Genomic DNA, 3377 nt, shown 5'->3' on the forward strand with positions numbered 1-3377 from the left:
ACGGCATGGTGGAGCAGGGTCGGAACAGCAATACAAACCGCTTCGACCTCAGACAGCATCTCGCGGTAATCCGCGAACCAGCGGCAATCAAACTGGTCTTTTGCAAGCGCTCCGCGCTTGGCATCCGGATCGGACACACCAACCAGATCCGCATCCTTCAAAAGACTAAGCACACGGGCGTGATGCCAACCCATGTTGCCGATTCCGATCACTCCGACCTTTACCGGAACCATAGGGTCGGTCATCGGATGGAATGCAGGTCAGAGCTGATTATCGGTGATCAACAGCTAAGACCGCTTCAGCGGCTCGTCACACCAGGGATAACCAGTCTCACCTGCACGATGCGCGGGCCTTTCATCGTGATGATCTCAAACTGAACTCCGTTGTGCCGCAGCGCTTCTCCAGCGGCAGGAATGTGCTGTAACCGTTCCAACAAGAAGCCAGCAAGCGTGTGATGGTCCGAGGCCTCAGGCAGGTCAAGATTCAGTTGACGGTTGAGCTCAAAGATCTCCAAATCACCAGCAACCAGCCAGGCACCCTCCTCCCCATCGATCGCCTGCAGGTCTGGCTCTGCCCTTTCATGTTCTGGCTCATCCCCAACAATTTCACCGGTGAGATCGGCTGCAGTCACCAATCCCTCCGTACCCCCGTGTTCATCCACCACCAACAGCAAAGGATGTCCAGATCGAATAATCGCCAACAATTCCGCGAGATTGCTGGTCTCCAGCACCCGCTCAGCAGGACTCAAATAAGGCTCTAAAGCGGAATCTTTGTGAAGTTCGCCACGGGCGATGGGCTCAGCCAACCGGCGTAAATCCAGCACACCACGGACATCATCCAGCGACTGCCCGATCACAGGGAACCGTGCATGTCGGGTGCGATGAACGGCCTCCATCAACTCTGCGAAGCGCACCTCCACCGGCAGGGTGACCATCCCAGAACGAGGGACCATCACCTCCCGCACCTGCATGTCCCGTAACGCAAACACCCCTTCGAGAATGTTGCGTTCATCGGGCCGAAGGCCCGTGACTCCTCCACTCTCCACCAGGGTCTCCAACTCACCAGCTGTCAGTGCCGGCACGAGTGCATCCCAGCGAGGTTTTAAGCCCACAAGACGAAGCAGGAGTGACGCGATGACCTCCAGGACAGACAGCAGGGGACGCAACACCTGCATGGTGGTTTCCAAGACAGGAGATAGTTGCAACACAGCAGGTTCCGGACGGCTGAGCACCAGAGCTCTTGGGAGCAACCCTGATAGCAGCGTGGCCAAGACCACCAACACAAGGAACCAGGCCAGATCCCACCATCGACCAGCTGGTGTTTCCATCGGCCACCAACGCTGACCAAAGCCCCTTGCGATCCAACCGAGTGCCACCAACGACAAGGTGGTGCCGAACTGGGTCATCAGCAGAACTGTTCGCAACCGGCGCTGCAGGCGCTCGACCGCTGGAGCACCCGGCAGGCCCTCCTCACGAAGTTCATGAACTCGACTTGGACGCAGTCGCAGCAATGCCACTTCAGCCGCTGCAAAAAACGCCGGTAAAACCAAAAGCGCGATCAGCAGCAGGTTGCGCATGGGTCAGGAATGGATGGGGGTCCCGAGGATCGAACTCGGCTAAGGCGAATTATGAGTTCGCTGCATTCACCAGATTGCTAGACCCCCGCGTTATCACGGATTTACCACAAGGCACGTATGGGTGCTGAGGGTGGATCATCCCGCTCGATTGGCATTCTGACCAGACCTTCCTCCGCCAAGCTTCTCGTGAATCCGTTGGAAATGTCCACAGTGCGCCACGGGATCGCCGGACTTTGCTCCTCCAGTAACACCTGATAAGTGGATTGCACAGCGGATCCATCCCAAACAATCGTCTGATCAGGGAAGCCAAATCCCATCACCTTGTTGCCCTCAGGCCCCGCAACAGCAATACCAAGAAGGTCGGTGAACTGGTGCATCACATCCACACCACGAGCAAAGGGTGCCGTCCACGTATAAAACCGCTCAGTGACCAGTGAGTCTGTGGTTTGGACAGGGCCACAACGGCTGACCTCAACGGGAGCAAGGATCTCGCCACCACTCCTTGAATGCGAAGGAGCTTCAAGGCTCGTGACGCAAACCACAGGATTGGCCTGACCAGGGTCGGCCTGCCACAGAGCGAGTGAACCCATGATCACCAGAACACCAAACGGGAGCCTGCGCACAAAAACCGTCACGACTGCGCGCAAACTAGGCAGAGGATTCGCTGCGCACCAGCCCCGATGTCTCAACGTTTTGAACACGACCCCCTGCTGGAACGCCTAGCGAAAGAGGCTTACCGCCATGGCAACTTCACCCTCGCGTCCGGTCGCAGCAGCGATCACTACGTGAATTGCAAGCCGGTCAGCTTGAGCGGCTCAGGCCTAGCCCTGCTCTGCCCGGCGATGCTCGCTCTGGTCGAAGCCGATGCGGCAGCCGTTGGCGGCCTCACCCTGGGAGCCGATCCACTCGTGAGTGGTGTCGCCCTTGCTGCCGCCCAGGCAGGACGCTCTCTGAATGCTCTGATCGTGCGCAAGCAGGCCAAGGGCCACGGCACAGGAGCCTGGCTGGAGGGTCCCCTTCCTGAGCAGGGCGCGCTCGTCACCGTTCTTGAGGATGTGGTCACCACCGGTGGATCATCCATCAAAGCTGTTGAACAACTCCGAGCCGCTGGCTTCACCGTGAATCGGGTGGTGACGATTGTTGACCGTGAAGAGGGAGGGGCTGCTGCGATGCAAGCCGCTGGCCTCGAGTTACACAGCCTGTATCGCCTGGAAGAGGTGGCCGCCCAGTCACAAGAGTTCAAAGCATGAGCAAGCTCCTTTGGGATCAAAACTTCCCAGTGCTGCGCCTCGAAGGGAGTGGCAGCCGCACGTTCCTTCAAGGTCAGACCAGCGCCGACATCCAGCAGGCTGAAGAGGGCGATCTTCTGCCGGCCTGCTGGCTCGATGCCACCGGACGGGTGCAGGCCCTGCTTGAAATCCGAATGGACGCCACAGGCGCTGATGTGCTCGTTCTGGCTGGAGCGGTGGATGCCGTTCACCAAGGGTTCGATCGGGTGATTTTTCCCGCCGACCGCGTTCGCCTCAAAGGAATCCGACAACAACGACGACAAGAGCTGCTGGTCCAAGCCCAGCCGATGGAGCCAGTCAATGTGTTCTGGACAGAGGATGAGCCCAGCGCAAGCGATCGCTTCCCAGCCAGTGAGGCCGCCAACGCCAACCAACTCGATTGTTGGCGCCTGGCACAGGGGTGGCCTCTCAGTGCTGGTGAATTAGATGGAACCACCAATCCCTTTGAACTGGGCCTGTCTCCCTGGGTGCACCTCAACAAAGGGTGTTATCTGGGGCAGGAAACGGTGGCA

Annotated in this window: 5 protein-coding genes and 1 tRNA gene; 2 read left to right on the top strand and 4 right to left on the bottom strand. The window is 58.7% G+C overall.

Annotated features, from left to right (window positions below):
* The 4 genes from NCN04_RS09700 to NCN04_RS09715 form a co-directional block, all read right to left on the bottom strand.
* Window positions 1–245: Gfo/Idh/MocA family protein (locus NCN04_RS09700; protein ID WP_250395959.1), on the bottom strand; the 245-nt coding region annotated here is incomplete at its 3' end.
* Window positions 246–298: 53 nt separating this feature from the next.
* Window positions 299–1576: a hemolysin family protein gene (locus NCN04_RS09705; protein WP_048347791.1), complete on the bottom strand. Its 1278-nt coding sequence runs from the start codon at window positions 1574–1576 to the stop codon at window positions 299–301.
* Between the two features lie 14 nt (window positions 1577–1590).
* Window positions 1591–1663, bottom strand: a tRNA-Ile gene (locus tag NCN04_RS09710).
* 14 nt (window positions 1664–1677) lie between these two features.
* Window positions 1678–2166, bottom strand: a complete 489-nt coding sequence (locus NCN04_RS09715) for an occludin/ELL family protein (RefSeq protein ID WP_250395962.1) — start codon at window positions 2164–2166, stop codon at window positions 1678–1680.
* 90 nt (window positions 2167–2256) lie between these two features.
* Between NCN04_RS09715 and pyrE the strand changes: the two genes are divergently transcribed.
* Complete coding sequence (pyrE, locus tag NCN04_RS09720) at window positions 2257–2826, top strand: orotate phosphoribosyltransferase (protein ID WP_250395960.1); 570 nt, start codon at window positions 2257–2259, stop codon at window positions 2824–2826.
* On the top strand, window positions 2823–3377 hold a 555-nt coding region (locus NCN04_RS09725; protein WP_250395961.1), incomplete at its 3' end, for a YgfZ family protein. The genes pyrE and NCN04_RS09725, both read left to right, overlap by 4 nt.

Source organism: Synechococcus sp. MU1655, assembly GCF_023630655.1.
Taxonomy (GTDB): domain Bacteria; phylum Cyanobacteriota; class Cyanobacteriia; order PCC-6307; family Cyanobiaceae; genus Synechococcus_C.